The organism is Polaribacter sp. Asnod1-A03 (genome assembly GCF_045063585.1).
GTDB lineage: Bacteria > Bacteroidota > Bacteroidia > Flavobacteriales > Flavobacteriaceae > Polaribacter.
Genome location: NZ_JBEFOE010000009.1, coordinates 3,347,994 through 3,368,169 on the forward strand (window position 1 = coordinate 3,347,994; position 20,176 = coordinate 3,368,169).

The following is a 20,176-nucleotide window of genomic DNA, read 5'->3' on the forward strand; positions in this document are numbered from 1 at the left end:
TGAGTAATTATCTATTAAAAATATGAGTGGAGAAAAAGATTTACAAGCATTAATAAAAAACATGCAACCGGTTTTAAATTCTGGTGATTATATTTTTACTGCTGTAAAAAAGTTAGATGGAATTTTAAGGTCAGACACTTTATTTGAGTTTAAAGAAGAAGAAGGAATTACACTGATTTTAGAGAAAAATAAAGCTGATGCTTTAAAACTTGCTTATCTAAATACCTATTCTTGGATTACTTTAAAAATACATTCTTCTCTAGATGCTGTGGGTTTAACTGCTGCGTTTTCTAAGGAGTTAACAATACATAATATTAGTTGTAATGTTGTGGCTGGTTATTATCATGATCATATTTTTGTGGATACAAAAGATGCAGAAAAAACCATTGAAGTTTTAAACAATTTATCTAAAAATAGTTAGTGGAATTACAGCCTCCTTTCAGAAAAATTATTCATGTAGATATGGATGCATATTATGCATCTGTGGCACAATTAGATAATCCTGATTTAAGAGGAAAAGCCATTGCCGTTGGTGGAGAAGGTAGAAGAGGTGTTATTTCTGCGGCAAGTTACGAGGCGCGTAAATTTGGAGTAAAATCTGCCATGAGCGGAACATTGGCAAAACAAAAATGTCCGCATTTAATTTTTGTAAAAACAGATTTTGCGCGTTACAAAGAAATATCAGCAAAAATTAGAGAAATATTTTACGAATACACAGATTTAGTAGAACCACTTTCTTTGGATGAAGCTTATTTAGATGTTACAGAAAATAAAAAGGATAATCCGTCTGCAAATGACATTGCCAGAGAAATTAGACAACGCATTTTTGATGAAACAGGTTTAAGAGCTTCCGCGGGTATTTCTATTAACAAATTTATTGCAAAAGTTGCTTCGGATATAAACAAACCAAACGGACAAAAAACGGTGCATCCAGATGAAGTAATTCAGTTTTTAGAAGAATTACCAGTTAATAAATTTTATGGAGTTGGTAAAGTTACTGCGGCTAAAATGTACAATTTAGGTATTTTTGTGGGTAACGATTTAAAGAAAAAATCGTTAGAAGAATTGGTGAATTTATTTGGAAAATCGGGTACTCATTATTATAATATTGTAAGAGGTATTCATAAAAGTGTAGTAAAGCCAAACAGAATTAGAAAATCTATCGCCGCAGAACGTACTTTTTTCGAAAACATCTCATCAGAAATATTTATGATAGAAAAGTTAGAAAAAATTGCAGATGAATTAGAAAAAAGAATGCTAAAGTCTGATACAAAAGGAAAAACGATTACCTTAAAAATTAAATATTCTGATTTTACACAACAAACTAGAAGCAAAACAACAGCAAGTTTTATGCAGAAAAAAAACGATTTTTTTCCGATTGTAAAAGAGTTGTTATATCAAGAAAAATTACAAAATTCTGTACGTTTATTAGGCTTGTCTTTTGGTAATTTAAACACAATAATAACCGAACCTATTTGGGTACAATTAAAACTAAATTTTGAAGATTATTAGAACAAAATCAGAAAATAAAGACTTTATCAATTTGGTAAAAGAATTAGATGCTTATTTAAAAATTACGGATGGAGAAGAGCACGAATTTTACAACCAATTTAATAAGATTGATGTTTTAAAAAATGTGGTTGTAATTTATGATGATCAAGGTAAAATTGCAGTAGGTTGTGGTGCGATAAAAAAGTTTGATGAAGTTTCTGTTGAGATAAAGCGAATGTTTGTTTCATCAGAAAAAAGAGGTATGGGAATTGCTAAAAAAATAATAACAGAATTAGAAATTTGGGCAAAAGAATTAGGGTATAAAAGTTGTGTTTTAGAAACAGGAAAAAGACAATTAGAAGCACTAAAATTATATGAGAAATGTAATTATAAAATAATACCCAATTACGGACAATACAAAGAGATGGACAATAGTATTTGTTTTTTTAAAACAGTTTAAAATGGATGTAAAAAGAGCACTTTTTAATGAATGTTTAAACTTTGTAAATAATCGTTTGCAAACGGTAGAAGAAATTATTGCATCAAATCAAAAAGCATTGCAATCAGAAACTAAAAGTTCTGCCGGCGATAAACATGAAACTGGTAGAGCAATGTTGCAATTAGAAATGGAAAAAGCAGGCCAACAACTTGCAGGAATTACTCAAATGAAAGAAATTTTATCAAAAATAGATATTTCTAAAACATCTACCATTGCACATTTAGGAAGCGTAATAGAAACCGATACTGTTAATTATTTTTTATCAATATCGGCAGGTCAACTAATTGTTGAAAGTAAAGTTTATTTTGCTATTTCAGTTTCATCTCCGATAGGTAAGTTATTGTTGGGTAAAGAAAAAGGAGAAGAATTGGTCTTTAACGGAAAAATATTCAAAATTAAGGAAGTTAGTTAATTTTTAGTCAACTTATTTCAGGAAAATTCTGTTTTAGATATCTATCAAGATGCTGTAATTGCAATGTGTCAGAATTTTGTAACAACACAGCTTATGCTTACAAAAAGCGCTGTTAAAACGTATTTATTTGGTATAGGAAAAAATAGGATTTTTAAATTTTTAAAAGATCAAAATAAACTAGTTAGAAAAAGTGTGGATAATGATGATTTTGAGGAAACAAAAGAATTATTAAAGCAGATAGAATTATTTAAAAATTATTTTCTTTCTTAAGTTAGATTCTTTAGTAATTTTAATTCAAAATATACAAGTTTTAAATTGATAAATTTGTAGTTATGTGTATTATTAAAAAAAATATCAAAACACAAGTTTTATTTATAAAACACATCTTAACTATAAAACTATATATTATGATTAATTCAAAATTTTATAAATTTTTGATTCTACTAACTGGAATTCTTTTTTTTCAAGCGTGTTCTAATGGAGATGACATTGATGACGACATTGATGAAGGTACAGATGATGAAACAACATATTTAATTTCTGAATCGTTATTTAATAGTACGTCACTAGTTTCTTTTGAAACGATTACTTCTACTTTAGAAGATGGAACAAGTGCTGAATGTTTTCAGCTTACATTCTCTAGCAACCCGTTAGAAAATGTTGGTCCATTTTGTCCTACGACTTTAGATGATGTTGCAGGACTTGGGTTTTATGATGGAGCAACGAACTCTGGTTTAAGAGTTTGGTCTGAAGATTTACTAAATGACATTGAAGCTGATGGGTATGATATGGTTAATGACGATGGTACAGTGAATGTAGATTATTTTAATTCAACCACAGATTCTAATCTTTCTTACTGTTTAGAAGCATCAGCAGATGATAATTTACAAATGGTTTTTATAATTCCTGCAGTGCCTAAATTAGCAAGTAGTAATAACGTTATTGAAGAAGTTGAAATTGTTGGTGTATCTCTAGACGGTATTCCTACTAATGGCGAGCCACCATCTGCAATTAACGGTCCTGTTCAATTTACATCAAATAGTGATCAAATAAATTTTCCTTCCATAGATCCTTGTGGCGGGCATCATGATCCTGCAGGGTATTACCATTGGCATTTAGTGCCACAGGTAGCAAATCAAGTTCTAGTAGAAAATGGTATTACTGAAGTATCTTGTACTAATATTACTCAAACTGACGATGTAGAATTATTTGGTTTTGCTAAAGATGGATATCCAATATATGCTTACGCTACGGAACCAGATGATTTAGACGATTGTGGAGGTAGAACCGCAGCAACAACTGAATTTCCTGACGGAACATACCATTATGTTGCTAGTACAACTACAGCACCTAATGTACCTGCGTGTTTAAAAGGCGTGTCTGCAAGAAATACATTTCAATATCAATAATAACGTATGAATAAGTTTTTAATAGGGATTATTTTTTTGGTAATCCCTTTTATGTCTTTCGCACATAATCCGCTTTCTGCAAAATATTATTTAGAAGCTACACCTTCGGGTAGTTTGCTTACTATTAATTTAAGTCAATCTGGTATTAACCATTTAATGACTCAAAAATTTAGTGAAGAGTATTTTGAAAATATAGATGAAAAAGCGTGGAAAGAATTAATAGTTAATTATATAAAAGAACATTTTACCTTAAACGTTGATGGTGTTAAAATAACTTTGGCAAAAGGGGGTATTAGATTAGGAGATCATCAAACAGATTTAAAATTTATTTTACCACCACTTCCATTAGAACCTAAAAATATTTTTGTCCATATACCTGCATTTAAAGAAAACGGCAAGCATCAAACTATTTTTGCATATAATATTCTAGGAAAAGTAGATAAGGTTATTTTAAGTGATAAAAACAATTTTAAAGCCGATATAAATTTAACAAGTGATACTAATGTATCTGAAAGCACCACAAATTATGGGTGGTTACTAATACTGTTTGGAGGTATCATACTATTGGTTTTAATAAAAGTTTTTAAATCCTTTGTTGCTTAAATATAATGAAAAAGACTTCATTATGTTGGTGCTGTTGACTTTATAGAGCTTCTATCACAAAATTTATATTATAAAAATAAAAGAATACTTTTAGTAGATTTATAGTCGAATAACAACTGACTCTTTTCCTACAATGAAAAAAATAATTCTTTTATCAACGATATTATTATCGCTACAAACATTTTCTCAATCTAATTTTAAAAAGTTTTTAAAACTTTCATGTCCGTTAAAAACATGGGTAATTTTTCATCCATTTAAGGCAAAAAGAGCATTAGAAATCTCTGATGAAACAAAAAAAGTTGCCGATTCTATTGCTAAAACAAATTTACTAGATGGAGATATTTCTGGTGGCAGAGTAGATGCTTTTAGACACGCCTATTGGATGGCGACTTTACAACAAAAATTAGGTAAAAGAGCAGCGTTATCTTTAGGTAAAGCTCATGAAAAAGATAATTATAAAACCTATAAAAAAAGAAAATTAGAAGAAGGTGTTTTACCAGATAAAATATCTTCTGAAATGGATTTGTATAATAACAATATAGGAGTTAAACTTTCCACTAAAGGAGATCTTATTTCTAAAAACAATTTAATTTCTAAAATTGTAAAAGCTATTAAAGATGGCAAAATGAAAATCATCAAAAAAGATAAAAACGGAAATTTCTTAACATGTAAAGATCAATTAATATCTAAAGATTCTTTAAAAGGAAAATGGGAAAATAATAAGTGTTTAGTATTATCAAATTATTAATATTTTTTTCTTTTTTTTTTAAATAGAAAATTACGATAACGTATTCGTTCAATATTCATAGTGTTTATCATCAATATGCTTTATCAATCTAAATGCTTGCTAGGGGTTAATGATATTTATCATAAAAATATATTATGTAAATTTTGACTTTTGTCTACGTAAACAGTATTTAGTTTTATAGATTTACATTAAAAATAGAGATTACTAGTTATGGAATTTTTTTCAGAATTACTCACCAAAGATTATTTTGTGTTATTTCTTGTTATCGGTTTAGGAATAGCGCTAGGGAATATAAAAATAAAAGGGATTAATTTTGATACATCGGCAGTCATTTTTGTAGCCATATTTTTTGGTTATTTATACAATTTGTACGGCATAGATTTTAGTATTCCACCAATTATACAAAGTGTTGGTTTGGTATTATTTATTTATACCATTGGTATGCAAGCTGGACCTTCTTTTTTTAGTTCTTTTAAAGAGCAAGGAGTTCAGTTGATTATTTTAGCAGGTATTACTGTAATTACAGGAGGTGTTACAGCAATTTCTATTTCTTATATTTATGATGTTGATATGAATATGATGAGCGGTTTATTAACTGGAGCATTAACATCTACACCAGGTTTAGCTGCTTCTATAGAAGCTTCTCAATCTCCATTAGCATCAATTGGTTATGGTATTGCATATCCTTTTGGGGTTTTAGGTGTTATTTTATTTGTAAAATTAGGTCCCACTTTATTTAGGATTAACCTTAAAGATGAAGAAAAAAAATTTGATGCAAAATCAAATTCAAACACGCCATTAGTAATTAATAAAAATTTAATTATTTCTAATGAAAATGCTAATGGAAAAACGATAAATGAACTTAGAATACGTTTTATGACCAAAGCGAATATTTCGCGTATTATGAAACCAAATCAAGCTCCTATTTCTCCAACAAAAGATACTGTTTTAGAAACAGGAGATATTATAAAAGCTGTAGGAACAGAAAATGCACTAAAAAGAATCGAAATTTTATTAGGTAAAATTACAGATATAGAAATTCCTCGTAGTGGCACTTTTGATGTAAAATGGTATGTAGTAAGTAACGATTCTGTGGTAAATAAAACGATTAGAGAGTTAAATCTTTTTGTTAACTATTCTGCAACAATTACTCGTATTAGAAGAGCCAGTATTGATTTAGCTCCGCACCCAACCACAAAAATCAAATATGGTGATAAAATTTTTGTTTCTTGTTCTAAAGGAAACGTACCTGCCATAACGCAACTTTTTGGAAACAGTTTAAAAAGAGTTGGACAAACAAGTTTTTTACCCGTTGCTTTTGGTATTGTTATCGGTATTCTTGTTGGTTCTTTAGCTATTCCGTTAGGTAATATAGCTCTTAAATTAGGTCTTACAGGTGGTGTGCTTTTAGCATCAATATTTTTAAGTTGGAAAGGAAAATTTGGAGGTGTAATTTGGAACCTTTCCGGTCCTGCAAATCAAATATTACGTCAATTTGGGTTGCTATTGTTTTTAACTCCCGTAGGATTAAAAGCAGGACAAAGTTTAATTTCAGCGATTGAAAAACATGGTTTTATTTTATTTTTTTACGGAGCTTTAATTACTTTAATACCAATGATAATTACTGTAATAGTGGGACGCTTTTTGTTAAAAATCAACTTTTTATCTATCTTAGGAGCGTTAACTGGAGGAATGACATCAACACCAGGGTTAAGTGCAACAGATTCTATGACAGAGTCTGATGCGCCACAAGTTGCTTATGCAGCAGTTTATCCTTTTTCATTAGTTCTTATAATTGCAATTGCAGAAATAATGGCAATGTTATAAAGTGTTAGTTTTAAAGGTGATAAGAACGGTGTTTGATAAAATAAATGAGGGATGATATTAATCATTTTATTCATTTTTAATTCAATTTAAATTAGCCGCATAAATAACCAAACTATGACTATCACTTTTATTATTTTAGGTATTACCATTATCTTATTTGTTTCAGGAAAAATAAGGCCAGACATTGTAGCAATTACAAGTATGATGGCGTTAAGTATGACAGGAGTTTTAACTGTTAATGAAACTTTTTCTGGGTTTAGTAACACAAGTATTATTTTAATTGCAGGTTTGTTTATTGTTGGTGAAGCTATGAGTAGAGCCGGATTAACTTCTTGGCTAGGAAATAAAATCATTACTTTATCAAAAAATAATTCTAATAAGTTACTAATTTTAATAATTGTAGGTTCTGCAATATTATCAGCCTTTATGAGTAATACAGGTACCGTTGCTTCTTTAATGCCAGTAATTATAGCAGCTGCGTGGAGATTAAAGACTCCTGCTTCTAAAATGTTGATTCCTTTATCGTTTGCAGCAGCAACAGGAGGTTTATTAACCTTAACAGGTACGCCTACAAATATTATAACAAACCAAGCCATGATTGATGCAGGTGTAGAGAAATTTGGTTTTTTTGAATTTGCTTACATAGGTGTACCGTTGTTAATTTTAACGGTAATTTATATGAGGTATTTTGGTACCAAACTATTACCAAGTAACAAATCTAGAAGACAAGAAGATATTGATGAATCGATACAAAGTATTGAAGATTCTTACCAATTATTTGATGCTTTTTGGAAAGTGAGAATAAGACCTAATTCTTCTGCTGTTGGTAAAACAATGAACGAGATGAGGTTGGGGTCTACGATGGGAGTAACCGTTATTAAAATGGTTTCTGAAGAAGATATTGCAACTTCAATTTTAAAAAAAGTAGGTTTAAAAAAAACAGATTTAGATGAGTTTCCTGATTTAAATAGACAAATGAATGTTGGTGATGAGCTTATTGTAAATTGTAGTGAAAACCGTATTCATAGATTTATTGATAAGTATAATGTAGCAGCTACTAAGTTAGAGGGTGTAGATGTTAAGTTTATTAAAGAAAACGTACTTTCTGATGAAATTGGTATTTGTGAGCTAATTATAGCGCCAAAATCGAGTTATAAAGGTAGACATATTAATACAGGTAGATTCGGAAAAAAATACAATCTTCAAGTAATTGCTGTAAGTAGATACAATAAAAGAATCAGAGGAAGAGAATTTGATCTACGAGAAGGAGATTCTATTTTGGTAAGAGCTAAATGGGAAGAAATTAAGGCAATTCAAGAGGAAAGTAGAGATTTTTTAATTATTGGTTCTCCCGAAGAGTTATCTAAAGAAGTAGGTACAATAACAAGAAAAGGAGTTATATCTATTTTAGCAATGATTTTTATGGTTACAATGTTTATTTGGGGGCCATTTTCATCATCAATAACTGTTATGCTAACAGCGTTTATTATGATTGCAGGTGGATGTATTAACATGAACCAATCTTACAGATCTATAAATTGGAATGTTATAACTATAATGGCTGGTATGATACCAATGGGAGTTGCTTTACAAAAAACAGGTGGAGCAAAATTTATTGCAGATTCCATGATTTCTTTGGTAGGAGAGCAACATCCAACATACTTTTTGGCTGGTATTTTTTTAATAACCTCTTTTTTAAGTCAGGTAATGAGTAATACTGCTACGGCCATTTTAATGGCTCCTATTGTATTGGTAGCTTCTTTAGAGTTAGGATACTCTCCTCAACCTTTTATGATGGCATTAGCTGTAAGTGCTTCTACTGCTTTTTTAACACCATTTGGTACGCCAACCAATACAATGGTTATGAATGCGGGTGGTTACAAATTCACAGATTATTTAAAAAGTGGAGCTATTCTACTTTTAATATTTTTTGTTGTAAGTATTGTAATGATTCCTATGATTTGGCCTTATAATTAAAATATTTTCTGATAAAAAAACTGTTATTTTGAAGAGCTATTTTGGTTAACCAATTTTGCAAAATGTGTTGTAATTTAAACATTTTACATAAAAATATTTTTTTAATCATCTGTTTTTAAACTATTTAAGTACTTCATTAAAATGATTCTAAATAGGTAAAAAAGAGCTGTTTAATTTCATAAAAGAATATCTATATAGTACATTTGTAATCAACAATTATAACTTACTTATACTTTTATACAATGGGCGGATTTTTTAAATCTTCAATCGGGAGAAAAGTGGCCATGGCGCTTTCTGCATTCTTCCTCATGTTTTTCTTAATAATGCATTTATCGGTTAATCTACTATCACTATTTAGTGAAGAAGCATTTAACACAGCATCTCATTTTATGGGTACAAATCCGTTAGTACAGTTTGCTTTGCAACCTGTATTAATTATTGGAGTTGTTTTTCATTTTGTAATGGGATTTATTTTAGAATTGAAAAACAGAAAAGCACAAGGAGTTTCTTATGCTAAAAATAACGGAGCAGCAAATTCTACTTGGATGAGTAGAAATATGATTTATAGCGGAATAGCAATTCTTGCTTTTATCATTTTACATTTCATCGATTTCTGGATACCAGAATTAAATACTAAATATGTTGTAGGAGATATGTCTGGTTTACATAATGGAGAAATGAGATATTTTCATGAATTAGTAGAAAAATTTCATAACCCATTAAGAGTTGGTGCTTATGTAATTGCTTTTGTTTTCTTAGGATTACACTTAGCACACGGTTTTACTTCTGCTTTTCAATCTATGGGAGCAACTGCAAGCCGTAAAAAAACATTACAAACATTTGGTAAAATATACTCAATAGTTATTCCTTTAGGGTTTATCGTTATTGCATTATTTCATCATTTATTTAATAACCATTAATCTTAAATAACAATGGCTTTAGATTCAAGAGTACCTCAAGGTCCAATTAAAGATAAGTGGACAGATTATAAAAATCATATAGATTTAGTAAATCCAGCAAACAAACGTAATATAGATGTTATTGTTGTTGGTACAGGTTTAGCAGGTGGTTCTGCTTGTGCTACTTTAGCAGAGTTAGGCTACAATGTAAAAGCATTTGCTTACCAAGATTCTCCTAGAAGAGCACACTCAATTGCTGCACAAGGAGGAATTAATGCTGCAAAAAATTATCAAGGAGATGGAGATTCTACTTACAGATTGTTTTATGATACTGTAAAAGGTGGAGATTACCGTTCTCGAGAAGCAAATGTATATCGTTTAGCAGAAGTTTCTGCAAATATTATAGATCAATGTGTGGCACAAGGTGTACCTTTTGCACGTGATTATGGTGGTTTGTTAGACAACCGTTCTTTTGGTGGGGTTTTAGTTTCTAGAACTTTTTATGCAAAAGGACAAACAGGTCAACAATTATTATTAGGAGCTTATTCTGCAATGAATAGACAAATTGCTCGTGGTAAAATAGAAATGTTTAACAGACACGAAATGTTAGACGTTGTTATTGTTGATGGTAAAGCAAGAGGAATTATTGCAAGAAACTTAATTACAGGAGAAATTGAGCGTCATTCTGCACATGCTGTTGTAATTGGTTCTGGTGGATATGGAAATGTATATTTCTTATCTACAAATGCAATGGGTTCTAACGCAACTGCTGCTTGGAAAATTCATAAAAAAGGAGCTTATTTTGCAAATCCTTGTTATACGCAAATTCACCCAACATGTATTCCTCGTTCTGGAGATTATCAGTCTAAATTAACATTGATGTCTGAATCTTTGCGTAATGATGGTCGTATTTGGGTACCAAAAAACATGGAAGATGTTTTGGCAATTAGAGAAGGAAAGAAAAAACCTACAGATTTATCTGAAGCAGAAAGAGATTACTATTTAGAAAGACGTTATCCTGCATTTGGTAACTTAGTACCACGTGATGTTGCATCTCGTGCAGCAAAAGAGCGTTGTGATGCTGGTTACGGAGTAAATGCTACAGGAGAAGCGGTATATTTAGATTTTGCATCTGCAATTGACCGTTATGGAAAAGAGCAGGCAAAAATTCAAAATATTAAAAATGCTTCAGCCGCAAAAATATACGAATTAGGTCAAGCAATTGTTGAGGCTAAATATGGAAACTTATTTCAGATGTACAATAAAATTGTAGATCAAGATCCATATAAAACTCCAATGATGATTTATCCTGCAGTACACTACACAATGGGTGGTGTTTGGGTTGATTATAATTTAATGACAACCATTCCTGGGTGTTATTGTATTGGTGAAGCAAATTTCTCTGATCATGGAGCAAATAGATTAGGTGCTTCTGCATTAATGCAAGGATTGGCTGATGGATATTTTGTATTACCTTATACTATTGGAGATTATTTAGCAGATGATATTAGAACAGGGAAAATATCAACTGAAACTCCAGAATTTGATGCCGCAGAAAAAGAAGTTACAGACAGAATTAAATTTTTTGTAGAAAATAAAGGAACAAAATCTGTAGACTATTTCCACAAAAAATTAGGGAAAGTAATGTGGGACAAAGTAGGAATGTCTAGAAACGCAAAAGGATTAGAAGAAGCAATGGCAGAAATTAAAGCTATTCGTGAAGAATTCTGGAAAGAAGTTTCTGTTCCTGGTGGATTTAATGAATTAAACCCAGAATTAGAAAAAGCAGGTAGAGTTGCAGATTTCTTAGAGTTAGGAGAATTGTTTGCTAAAGATGCTTCAATGAGATCTGAGTCTTGTGGAGGTCATTTTAGAGAAGAATCTGCCGAGTTAGATGGTCCTCAAAAAGGAGAAGCAAAGCGTAATGATGAAGATTTTGCATTTGTTGCTGCTTGGGAATATAAAGGAGAACCTGCAGAAGCAGTTTTACATAAAGAAGAGTTAGAGTTTAAAGATATAGAATTGAAACAACGTTCATACAAATAAGAAAGACATTATGAATTTAACACTTAAAATTTGGAGACAAAAAGACTCAAGTAGTAAGGGTCAAATGGTAGATTATAAAGTGACTGAAATTTCAGAACACATGTCTTTTTTAGAAATGATGGATGTTTTGAATGAAGAATTAGTAAATTCTGGTGAAGAACCAGTTGCTTTTGATCATGACTGTAGAGAAGGTATTTGTGGTATGTGTTCTATGTACATAAATGGTGAAGCTCATGGGCCAGATAGAGGTATTACAACTTGTCAGTTACACATGCGTATGTTTAAAGATGGAGATACTATTACAATAGAGCCATTTAGAGCAGCAGCTTTTCCTGTAATTAAAGATTTAATTGTAGATAGAAATGCTTTTGAGCGTATACAACATGCAGGTGGTTATATTTCTGTAAACACTTCTGGTAATACACAAGATGCAAACTCTTTACCTATTTCTAAACATGCTGCAGACGAAGCAATGGATGCTGCAACTTGTATTGGTTGTGGTGCTTGTGTTGCAACGTGTAAAAACTCTTCTGCAATGCTATTTGTAGGTGCAAAAGTATCTCAGTATGCTTTACTACCACAAGGGCAAGTAGAAGCTGCAGACAGAGTACAAAACATGGTTGCACAGATGGATTTAGAAGGTTTTGGTAACTGTACAAACACAGGTGCTTGTGAGGTAGAATGCCCTAAAGGAATTTCTTTAGACAACATTGCAAGAATGAATAGAGAATTAATGAAGGCTAATTTATAATAAGATAGTTTAAACGTCATTGCGAGTTTTTACGAAGCAATCTTAAAGTAAATTAATAAATAAATAAATAAAAAACCCAAAACGAAACTTGTTTTGGGTTTTTTATTTGATTATCTAAACAATGTCTTTAAAAAATTCTGTAGGTGTAATATCTAACTTTACTAGAATAAGTAACAAACGCTCTAAATCTAGTTTTGTTTGCCCTTTAATTACTTTATAGTATCCATTCTCAGACAATCCTAAGTAAATTGCTACATCATAACGGCTAACACCAGCTTTTCTTCTTTTTCTTCTTTTTCTCTCATTAAAATGATCAATTTTAGAAGTAAAAGTAAATAAAAATTTGGTTCAAAACATTTCCATTTTAGCATACCCATTTATGGGTATTGATATATCCCATTTATAGGTATGCCATAATGGAAGTATATTTGTTTGGTAATCAGTAAAATAATCTCCAAATTTGAGAAAAAGAAATTATGATAAGAAATAAACTTTCTAAAAGCATTATTCTAAATAAATTATAGTAATCTCTTTCTTAAACAAAAAACCTTCGCTTTCGGAATTAATAAATATAAAAATATAAAGAGTATCATTCCGAATGAGGAACGAAGAGGAATCTAAAAAGCACTATTTTTTCTACAAGTTTTTATAGAATTTTAAACTTGTTAAATCATATAAAGCTCTAAAAATTTTTAATAAACAAACCCACATAAAAAGGGTTATAAATTTTTATATTATAAAAAAATTAATTTTAACAATGGTTTTTGTATTTGCAACAGGAACTATGATGAATGCAGAAACTGGATTAAAAAATAATTTATTAAACTCTAAAATCATATTTTTTAACTGTTTTGAGTCTGCTAATGATTCTGCTGTGGTTATAGGAGCACTAAGAAATATGACCGACATAGAGGAACATAACCTTTTTATTTACTATTATGATATGTGTATGGATGGTGCACCATACGAAATGTCAGCGGATGAATAAATATAATAACCTAATTGGAGATGTAAAATACATCTCCAATTTTAAATATTAAAACTAATAAGTATGTTAAAGTCCATAACCTTTCTTTGTTTAAATTTAATACTGAATTTCAGTATATTTAGTCAAACAAAAAGTTATCAAGGTGAAATTATATATAATGCTAATTTAACAATTGATGACAATTTTAATGCCATTAATAATAGCAATATTTCAGATAGCGCAAAAAAAATAGCTATTACATCACTAAAAAAACTTGATAGTATTCTGTATAAATTAAATTTTAATAAAAATGAATCAATTTTTAAGGAAGAAAATAAACTTGAAATAAAAAAGAGTAAGAACTTTTTAATTAGAATTCTTGTTGGTGAGGGGATTTATTACACAAATAAAAAAACAAATAAAATTTTTAATCAAAAAGAATCATTCGGGGAATTATTTATAATTGAAATCCCTCAGTTTAAATGGAAATTGTCTCGAGAAAGTAAAAAAATAGGTAAATATATTTGTTACAAAGCTACATCAACTAAATCTATAGAAAGTCGAAGAGGAAAATCAATAAAGAAAATAACAGCTTGGTATACCCCAGATTTACCAATTAGTTTTGGTCCAAAAGATTATTATGGTTTACCAGGTTTAATATTGGAATTAAATGAAGGTGATTTGTTTTTTAAAGCAACTAAAATAAAATTAAATTTAAAACAGAAAAATGATATAAAAGAACCGGTTAAAGGAAAGAAAATTACCTTAGAAGAGTATAGCAAAATAGTTAAAGAAATAATCACTAAAAGTGGTAGGAATTAAGTAATAAATCAAATTTTAATAATCTAATGGAGGTAAATTCGTTATTCTTTAAAAAAGCTAACGCTTTCAACATCAGCTCAACAAATTACTTTAAAAGATAGCTTATATCTCCATTGTCTCATGCAAACTTTATTGCAAAACCAAAAGACATTTCTAAAAATTTACAATTTGCCACTACAAATATTGTAAGTTATTATTAGGATAAGGAGATTACAAAACTAGTTTTAAGTAAATTAAGAAATATAAAAAATAAAGAGTGTCATTCCGAAAAGAGGAACGATTGAGGAATCTAAAAAGTAACCCTTTTTCTACAAGTTTTTAGAGAAATTTAAACTTGTTAATTCATATAAAGTTCTAAATATTTTTAAATCAATTAACCTAAATAAAAAAATAGGTTACAAATTTTATATTATGAAAAAATTAATTTTAGCAATGTTTTTTGTTTTTGCAACGGGGATAACAATGACGAATGCAAGTGTATCAAATAATAAAGAAATTTTAATACAAAATGATTGTGATGATTTGTATTATGCCGTTAGGGATATGGTAACTTCAATGTCGGGAAGTGAATATGTAGGTATTTCTGCAGCTATAGCTGCAGAAAATGCTTGTAAGGAAGACGAGATAGAAATCATTAATTAAAATAACTAAAAAAACATCAAATCTAGCAATTTGTTAGGTTTGATGTAAGTTTTACATAATTATAATAATTTTAAAAATGAAGATTAAAAAAGTATTCTTATTGTTTTTTATAATTCCTTTCATTTCTTTTTCACAAAAAAAGATTTCCGGGAAGGTTATTTATAAGTACAGAGTTAAACAACAGGTTTTTAAAAGTGAAAAAGAAAGTGATAACATAAAACCTGTTCTTAATAACTTCAATAAAAATCTAGAAAATAATAAAGACCAAATATCTTTTGAATTAATATTTAATAATAATAGTTCTTATTATAAACTGATAAAAAAACTAAACCCAGATACTGACAAAGGGATAGATTTTGCAAAACTCTACACAGGTGGAAAAGAAGAAATTTACACAAACAAAAACAAGAACCTAAAAATAAAAAAAATTGATGTTTTTGGAGATTTTTTTCTAGTAAATAGCAAATTTAAAGAAAATTGGAAATTAACACAAGAGACAAAGAAAATTGGAAAATATATTTGTTTTAAAGCTTTTTTAGTAAAGGAAATAAAAGGATTTAATAACAAAAAAAGTAATTTTATTACTCAAGTTTGGTATTCACCAGAAATACCAGCAAATTTTGGTCCCAAGGGATATGGTAATTTACCTGGTTTAATATTAGAGCTAGAGCAAGGAGGAATTATTTATTATGCACAAAAAATAGAATTAAATAATAAAAAAAACATTGTTATTAATCCACCCAAAAAAGGGAATATAATTTCTGAAGAAGATTTTTCTGACATGTTTAGAAAAATTGATAAAAAAAGGCATTAATAGTTTTAAAACCCTATGAAAAAGAAAAGTCTATTTGTATTATTTGTTGGAATCTCTATTTCGTTTTTTGCACAGAAAGTAACCATTTCAGGATCAGTAAAAGACAGTTTATAAAATCCAATGTCTTATGCTAACGTTATTGCAAAACCCTAAGATGTTTCTAAAAATTTGCAATTTGCTATTACAGATAACGAAGGGTATTATAAATTGCTATTAGAAAAAGGAGATTCGTAACTATTCTGAATACTTATAACTAAATAATTAGTTAAAACTAATTATTTAGTTATATTTGAATTAAGAAATATAAAAATGAAACGATTGTCATTTCGAAATGAGCTTTTTTAAGCGATTGAGAAATCTCATTGATGTGTAAACCTTTTTCTACAAGTTTTAGAGAATTTTAAACTTGTTAATTCATATAAGCTCTAAGTGTTTTAAATCAATTAACCTAAATAAAAGTAGGTTGCAAATTTTATATTATGAAAAAATTAATTTTAGCAATGGTTTTTGTTTTTGCAACAGGAACTATGATAAATGCAAAATCTCCAAATGAAGAAATAATTACAGAAAGTATTGGAGGTAGTTGTTATGATATGGCTAATGATACGGAATTGAATTACTGTGGAAGCGATGGTTGTAATAGTGGTGTTTGGGAGGCAGCATATGATGCATGTCGTGGTCAATTTGAAAAAGTCGAATAAAAGTACTAATAAATAAGCACTCTATTATTATAGGGTGCTTAAAAATAATATACAATGAGAACATTTTTAATTTTTTATCTTATAATACAATTTAGTTTTTCACAAACAAATACAATTTGTTTATATCAAGTTGCTGAGATTCAGGATTCACTTAAAGAAAAGAGAAACGAAACTACAACAAGTAAAGACTCAAAAAAAATACTAAAACAAGCACTCGAAATTTCGAAAAAATTTACGTATTCATTAAGATTTAATGAAAATGAGAGTATTTTTTTGAAAGAAAAAAAAATGAATAATGATAAAGAAAATAAGTATGTATTAGGTATCGCAAATTCTTTTATTGGTACAGGTGTTTATTATCAAAATAAGAAAGAGAATATAAGTTTGTTAGAAAAGCAAACATTTGGAAAAGACTTTTTAATTAAAAGTAAATTAAAAAAAGAAAATGAATGGAGGATAACTAATGAGCAAAAAAAAATAGGAAAACTACTATGTTTTAAAGCGATAAGAATTTGTAAATCTTGTTCTGTTGCAGAAGAAGTTTGGTTTACCCCAGATATTCCAGTACCGTTTGGACCAATGGGATACGGTGGATTTCCTGGATTAGTTGTAGAGGTCAAAAATAATAACATTCTTATTTTAAGATTAACGAAAGTTAATTTTCTAAAGGGGCAATCAAATATTGAAAAACCTACAAAAGGAGAGACCTTGTCTAAAAAACAATATGATGATAAAATTATGGAAATAAGAACAAAAAATTTTTAAACATTAGTGTCAGAAGAAGAGTTTGATAAAATTTTACAAGGCATAGATAAATTTAAAAAGAGTAAATAATATGTTATTCCTTCAGGTTCTTTTGTGTTGGTAATATTATCAAAAGATTTTTAAATGGCAATGAATATCAAACTTAAAGAAACTAAAAAACGGTTTGTTTTTGGTAATGTAGATGTAGTAAAAGTAAATGAAGATTTTTATAAAAATAAATATTTGAAACCTTTCATTTTATAAATCGTTTTTAACAGTAAAGTTGTTTAAATAAATTGATATGAAAAATCTTCTAACCCTTATAATTTGTTGTTTTTCAATAACCGTTTTTTCTCAGAAAATAAGTGGTAAAGTTACTTATGTGGTTTCTATGGAATCATTTTCAAAAGAAAAAATAGATTCTATATCTAAAAAATTGAAGTCAAAAAAAGTGAAAATGGACAAATGGATGCGAGATGTTTTTGAAAACACACCCAATGTAAATGCCTATTTAGAGTTTTCTAATGATGAGTCCTTATATTACGTAGAGGATAAAATGCAAAATGATGGAAAACCCATTTTTAATGTAAATAGAACTTTTGCTGGAGGAGATAATAGGTATTACAAAAACACAAAAACGAATGAGTATTTTAATGAAAGTAGCACTTTTGGAGAATTATTCTTAATAGAAATTAATGCCAAAAAGTGGAAAATAACACAAGAATCTAAAAAAATTGGTAGATATCTATGTTTTAAAGCAATTGATATTGAATCAACTAACAAAAAAATGAAACCTGTAGTTTGGTTTACTCCAGAATTACCTGTTAGTTTTGGCCCTTTAAAATATAATGGTTTACCTGGTTTGGTGCTTTTAGTAGAACTGTCTAAAAGAACGATTAGTGCCTCAGAAATAATTATAAACCCCAAAAAAGAAATTGTAATTAAAAAACCGACAAAAGGTAAAAAAATGACAGCAGAAGAAGCTAGAAAAATAGGAGAAGCATTTTGGAAAAGTATTGAAAAACAATAAACATCCTATGAAAAAGAAAAGTCTATTAGTATTATTTGTTGGAATCTCTATTTCGGTTTTTGCACAGAAAGTAACCCTTTCAGGATCTGTAAAAGATAGTTCACAAAATCCAATGTCTTATGCCAACGTTAATGTAAAACCCAAAAATGTTTCTAAAAACCTGCAATTTGCTATTACTGATAACGAAGGCTATTATAAGTTGTTATTAGAAAAAGGAGATTCGTAACTATTCTGAATATTTATAACTAAATAATTAGTTTTAACTAATTATTTAGTTATGTTTGAATTAAGAAATATAAAAATGAAACGATTGTCATTCCGAAATGAACTTTTTTAAGCGATTGAGAAATGTCATTGATGTGTAAGCCTTTTTCTACAAGTTTTTAGAGAATTTTAAACTTGTTGAGTCATTTAAAGTTCTAAATATTTTTAAATCAATGAACCTAAATAAAAAAATAGGTTACAAAATTTTATATTATGAAAAAATTAATTTTAGCAATGGTTTTTGTTTTTGCTACAGGAACTATTATGAATGCAAGTGTAATTAATTCAACTAGAGAAGAAATTATCTTTTTTGAAGATTGTACATCTGATGCATGGGAATATGGTACTCAAGAAGGCGAAGGTAACCCAACGTTAGAATATGAATATACTAATCAATACTTTGAATTACATTGTAGTGAAGATGGCTCTTATAAAAATGAATCATCGGAAGTAGAATAGAAATTAATCGAAACTGTTTAAAAATTATTATTTTTAAACAGTTTTATAAAAATTTAATATGAAACAAATACTTAAATTAAGTTTTCTATTTTTTGTTTTTTTCAATATAAATGCACAGACTAATTCTGCAATTGTAACTTATAAAAAAACAAAAACAAAAAAAATTTTTACTGATGAAAAGAAAAAAAAAATAGGTAAAAAAAAGTTTGATAGGTTTGCTGCACTTGAAAAAGAAGCTGAAAAAGTATCAAATTCACTCTCGTTTACATTAAAATATAATGCTAATAAAGCAGTTTTTAAAGTAAATAGTTTTATGGATACGCCAAATAATAGATTAAAAAATTTGGCTCTTTTACCTTTTGGTAAAGGAGTGTATTATAATTCTAAAACTGAAAGAATAAAAGTAGTTGAAACTTTTGGTGATATTTTTTCAGTAAAATACCCAGTTGACTATACGAAATGGACATTATCAAAAGAGTCAAAAAAAATAGGTAAATATTTAGCATATAAAGCTACTGCTGTAGAAAAAATTAAAACTGATAATGGTTTTATTAACTATAAAATAACAGCTTGGTACACACCTGAAATTAATATACAATATGGTCCAATAGGTTATTCTAACTTACCAGGTTTAATTTTAGAGTTAAAAAAAAATAAGATAGTTTATTACGTAACAAATATAGAATTTAATCCAAAGAAATTTGTGAAAGTTAATAAACCTAAAAAGGGTAAAAGTATTACACTTGAAGAGTTTAGAGATTTGGCAATTGACGCAACTAAAAAATATCGAAAAATTAGAGGTTAATTTTTAAGAAATAATAAATTGAAACCTGTGGTTTGGTTTACTTCGATAATACCAGTGAGTTTTGGACCCAAAGATTTTAATGGTTTACTGGGTTTGGTTCTTTTGGTAGAAATGAAAAAAAGAACAATAACAGCGTCTAAAATTGTTTTAAATCCTAAAAAGAAAATCAAAATTAAAAAACCAACTAAAGGTAAAAAAATGACAGCAGAAGAAGCTAGAAAAAGAGGAGAAGCATTTTGGAAAAGTATTGAAAAACAATAAACATC

Annotated in this window: 25 protein-coding genes; 24 read left to right on the forward strand and 1 reads right to left on the reverse strand. The window is 28.7% G+C overall.

Annotation, left to right across the window (positions count from 1 at the left end; genetic code table 11):
* Positions 1–22 precede the first annotated feature (22 nt).
* The 13 genes from ACJJVY_RS14975 to ACJJVY_RS15035 all read left to right on the forward strand — a co-directional run bounded on the left by ACJJVY_RS14975 (position 23) and on the right by ACJJVY_RS15035 (position 12,662).
* Entirely contained in the window at positions 23–421 is a 399-nt protein-coding gene (locus tag ACJJVY_RS14975) for an ACT domain-containing protein (RefSeq protein ID WP_405610573.1), read from the forward strand.
* Positions 421–1,512, forward strand: coding sequence for a DNA polymerase IV (gene dinB, locus ACJJVY_RS14980; RefSeq protein WP_405610576.1), 1,092 nt, complete (start codon positions 421–423; stop codon positions 1,510–1,512). Before ACJJVY_RS14975 ends, dinB begins: the two co-directional genes overlap by 1 nt.
* Positions 1,496–1,951, forward strand: a complete 456-nt coding sequence (locus ACJJVY_RS14985; RefSeq protein ID WP_405611671.1) for a GNAT family N-acetyltransferase — start codon at positions 1,496–1,498, stop codon at positions 1,949–1,951. The genes dinB and ACJJVY_RS14985 overlap by 17 nt, the downstream gene beginning before the upstream one ends.
* Position 1,952: 1 nt before the next feature.
* On the forward strand, positions 1,953–2,402 hold the full coding sequence (locus tag ACJJVY_RS14990; RefSeq protein WP_405610579.1) for a 3-oxoacyl-ACP synthase: 450 nt from the start codon (positions 1,953–1,955) through the stop codon (positions 2,400–2,402).
* Between the two features lie 93 nt (positions 2,403–2,495).
* Positions 2,496–2,672, forward strand: coding sequence for a hypothetical protein (locus tag ACJJVY_RS14995; protein ID WP_405610582.1), 177 nt, complete (start codon positions 2,496–2,498; stop codon positions 2,670–2,672).
* A gap of 164 nt (positions 2,673–2,836) precedes the next feature.
* Positions 2,837–3,811 (forward strand): YHYH protein, encoded by a 975-nt coding sequence (locus ACJJVY_RS15000; RefSeq protein ID WP_405610585.1) that lies wholly within the window; start codon positions 2,837–2,839, stop codon positions 3,809–3,811.
* A 6-nt stretch (positions 3,812–3,817) separates the two neighbouring features.
* Positions 3,818–4,414: a hypothetical protein gene (locus ACJJVY_RS15005; protein WP_405610588.1), complete on the forward strand. Its 597-nt coding sequence runs from the start codon at positions 3,818–3,820 to the stop codon at positions 4,412–4,414.
* A gap of 133 nt (positions 4,415–4,547) precedes the next feature.
* Entirely contained in the window at positions 4,548–5,162 is a 615-nt protein-coding gene (locus tag ACJJVY_RS15010) for a DUF6973 domain-containing protein (RefSeq protein WP_405610591.1), read from the forward strand.
* Between the two features lie 210 nt (positions 5,163–5,372).
* Positions 5,373–6,989 carry an aspartate:alanine exchanger family transporter gene (locus ACJJVY_RS15015; protein ID WP_405610594.1) on the forward strand — a complete coding sequence of 539 codons (1,617 nt, stop codon included), beginning with the start codon at positions 5,373–5,375 and terminating at the stop codon, positions 6,987–6,989.
* A gap of 114 nt (positions 6,990–7,103) precedes the next feature.
* Positions 7,104–8,966 (forward strand): SLC13 family permease, encoded by a 1,863-nt coding sequence (locus ACJJVY_RS15020; protein WP_405610597.1) that lies wholly within the window; start codon positions 7,104–7,106, stop codon positions 8,964–8,966.
* Between the two features lie 242 nt (positions 8,967–9,208).
* The gene (locus ACJJVY_RS15025) at positions 9,209–9,886 is read left to right on the forward strand and encodes a succinate dehydrogenase cytochrome b subunit (protein WP_405610600.1); all 678 of its coding nucleotides are present in this window, start codon (positions 9,209–9,211) and stop codon (positions 9,884–9,886) included.
* 12 nt (positions 9,887–9,898) lie between these two features.
* Positions 9,899–11,911 carry a fumarate reductase/succinate dehydrogenase flavoprotein subunit gene (locus ACJJVY_RS15030; protein ID WP_405610603.1) on the forward strand — a complete coding sequence of 671 codons (2,013 nt, stop codon included), beginning with the start codon at positions 9,899–9,901 and terminating at the stop codon, positions 11,909–11,911.
* 10 nt (positions 11,912–11,921) lie between these two features.
* Complete coding sequence (locus ACJJVY_RS15035) at positions 11,922–12,662, forward strand: succinate dehydrogenase/fumarate reductase iron-sulfur subunit (RefSeq protein ID WP_405610606.1); 741 nt, start codon at positions 11,922–11,924, stop codon at positions 12,660–12,662.
* 114 nt (positions 12,663–12,776) lie between these two features.
* Here the strand turns inward: ACJJVY_RS15035 and ACJJVY_RS15040 are convergent, their stop codons facing one another.
* Complete coding sequence (locus tag ACJJVY_RS15040; protein ID WP_405611674.1) at positions 12,777–12,980, reverse strand: helix-turn-helix domain-containing protein; 204 nt, start codon at positions 12,978–12,980, stop codon at positions 12,777–12,779.
* Positions 12,981–13,446: 466 nt separating this feature from the next.
* On the opposite strand from ACJJVY_RS15040, the gene ACJJVY_RS15045 reads away from it, so the two are divergent.
* From ACJJVY_RS15045 to ACJJVY_RS15095, 11 genes are all read left to right on the forward strand, one after another.
* A complete protein-coding gene (locus ACJJVY_RS15045) occupies positions 13,447–13,650 on the forward strand; it encodes a hypothetical protein (protein ID WP_405610608.1) in 204 nt (67 codons plus the stop codon).
* A 63-nt stretch (positions 13,651–13,713) separates the two neighbouring features.
* On the forward strand, positions 13,714–14,451 hold the full coding sequence (locus tag ACJJVY_RS15050) for a GLPGLI family protein (protein WP_405610611.1): 738 nt from the start codon (positions 13,714–13,716) through the stop codon (positions 14,449–14,451).
* Between the two features lie 462 nt (positions 14,452–14,913).
* Positions 14,914–15,093 (forward strand): hypothetical protein, encoded by a 180-nt coding sequence (locus ACJJVY_RS15055; protein ID WP_405610614.1) that lies wholly within the window; start codon positions 14,914–14,916, stop codon positions 15,091–15,093.
* Between the two features lie 76 nt (positions 15,094–15,169).
* The gene (locus tag ACJJVY_RS15060; protein WP_405610617.1) at positions 15,170–15,907 is read left to right on the forward strand and encodes a GLPGLI family protein; all 738 of its coding nucleotides are present in this window, start codon (positions 15,170–15,172) and stop codon (positions 15,905–15,907) included.
* 479 nt (positions 15,908–16,386) lie between these two features.
* Positions 16,387–16,608 carry a hypothetical protein gene (locus ACJJVY_RS15065; RefSeq protein WP_405610620.1) on the forward strand — a complete coding sequence of 74 codons (222 nt, stop codon included), beginning with the start codon at positions 16,387–16,389 and terminating at the stop codon, positions 16,606–16,608.
* A gap of 54 nt (positions 16,609–16,662) precedes the next feature.
* On the forward strand, positions 16,663–17,373 hold the full coding sequence (locus ACJJVY_RS15070; RefSeq protein ID WP_405610623.1) for a GLPGLI family protein: 711 nt from the start codon (positions 16,663–16,665) through the stop codon (positions 17,371–17,373).
* A 280-nt stretch (positions 17,374–17,653) separates the two neighbouring features.
* The gene (locus ACJJVY_RS15075; RefSeq protein WP_405610626.1) at positions 17,654–18,382 is read left to right on the forward strand and encodes a GLPGLI family protein; all 729 of its coding nucleotides are present in this window, start codon (positions 17,654–17,656) and stop codon (positions 18,380–18,382) included.
* A gap of 7 nt (positions 18,383–18,389) precedes the next feature.
* A complete protein-coding gene (locus tag ACJJVY_RS15080; protein ID WP_405610629.1) occupies positions 18,390–18,608 on the forward strand; it encodes a carboxypeptidase-like regulatory domain-containing protein in 219 nt (72 codons plus the stop codon).
* 251 nt (positions 18,609–18,859) lie between these two features.
* A complete protein-coding gene (locus ACJJVY_RS15085; RefSeq protein ID WP_405610632.1) occupies positions 18,860–19,105 on the forward strand; it encodes a hypothetical protein in 246 nt (81 codons plus the stop codon).
* 58 nt (positions 19,106–19,163) lie between these two features.
* On the forward strand, positions 19,164–19,910 hold the full coding sequence (locus ACJJVY_RS15090; RefSeq protein ID WP_405610635.1) for a GLPGLI family protein: 747 nt from the start codon (positions 19,164–19,166) through the stop codon (positions 19,908–19,910).
* Between the two features lie 27 nt (positions 19,911–19,937).
* Positions 19,938–20,171 (forward strand): GLPGLI family protein, encoded by a 234-nt coding sequence (locus ACJJVY_RS15095; RefSeq protein ID WP_405611677.1) that lies wholly within the window; start codon positions 19,938–19,940, stop codon positions 20,169–20,171.
* The last annotated feature ends 5 nt before the right edge of the window (positions 20,172–20,176 follow it).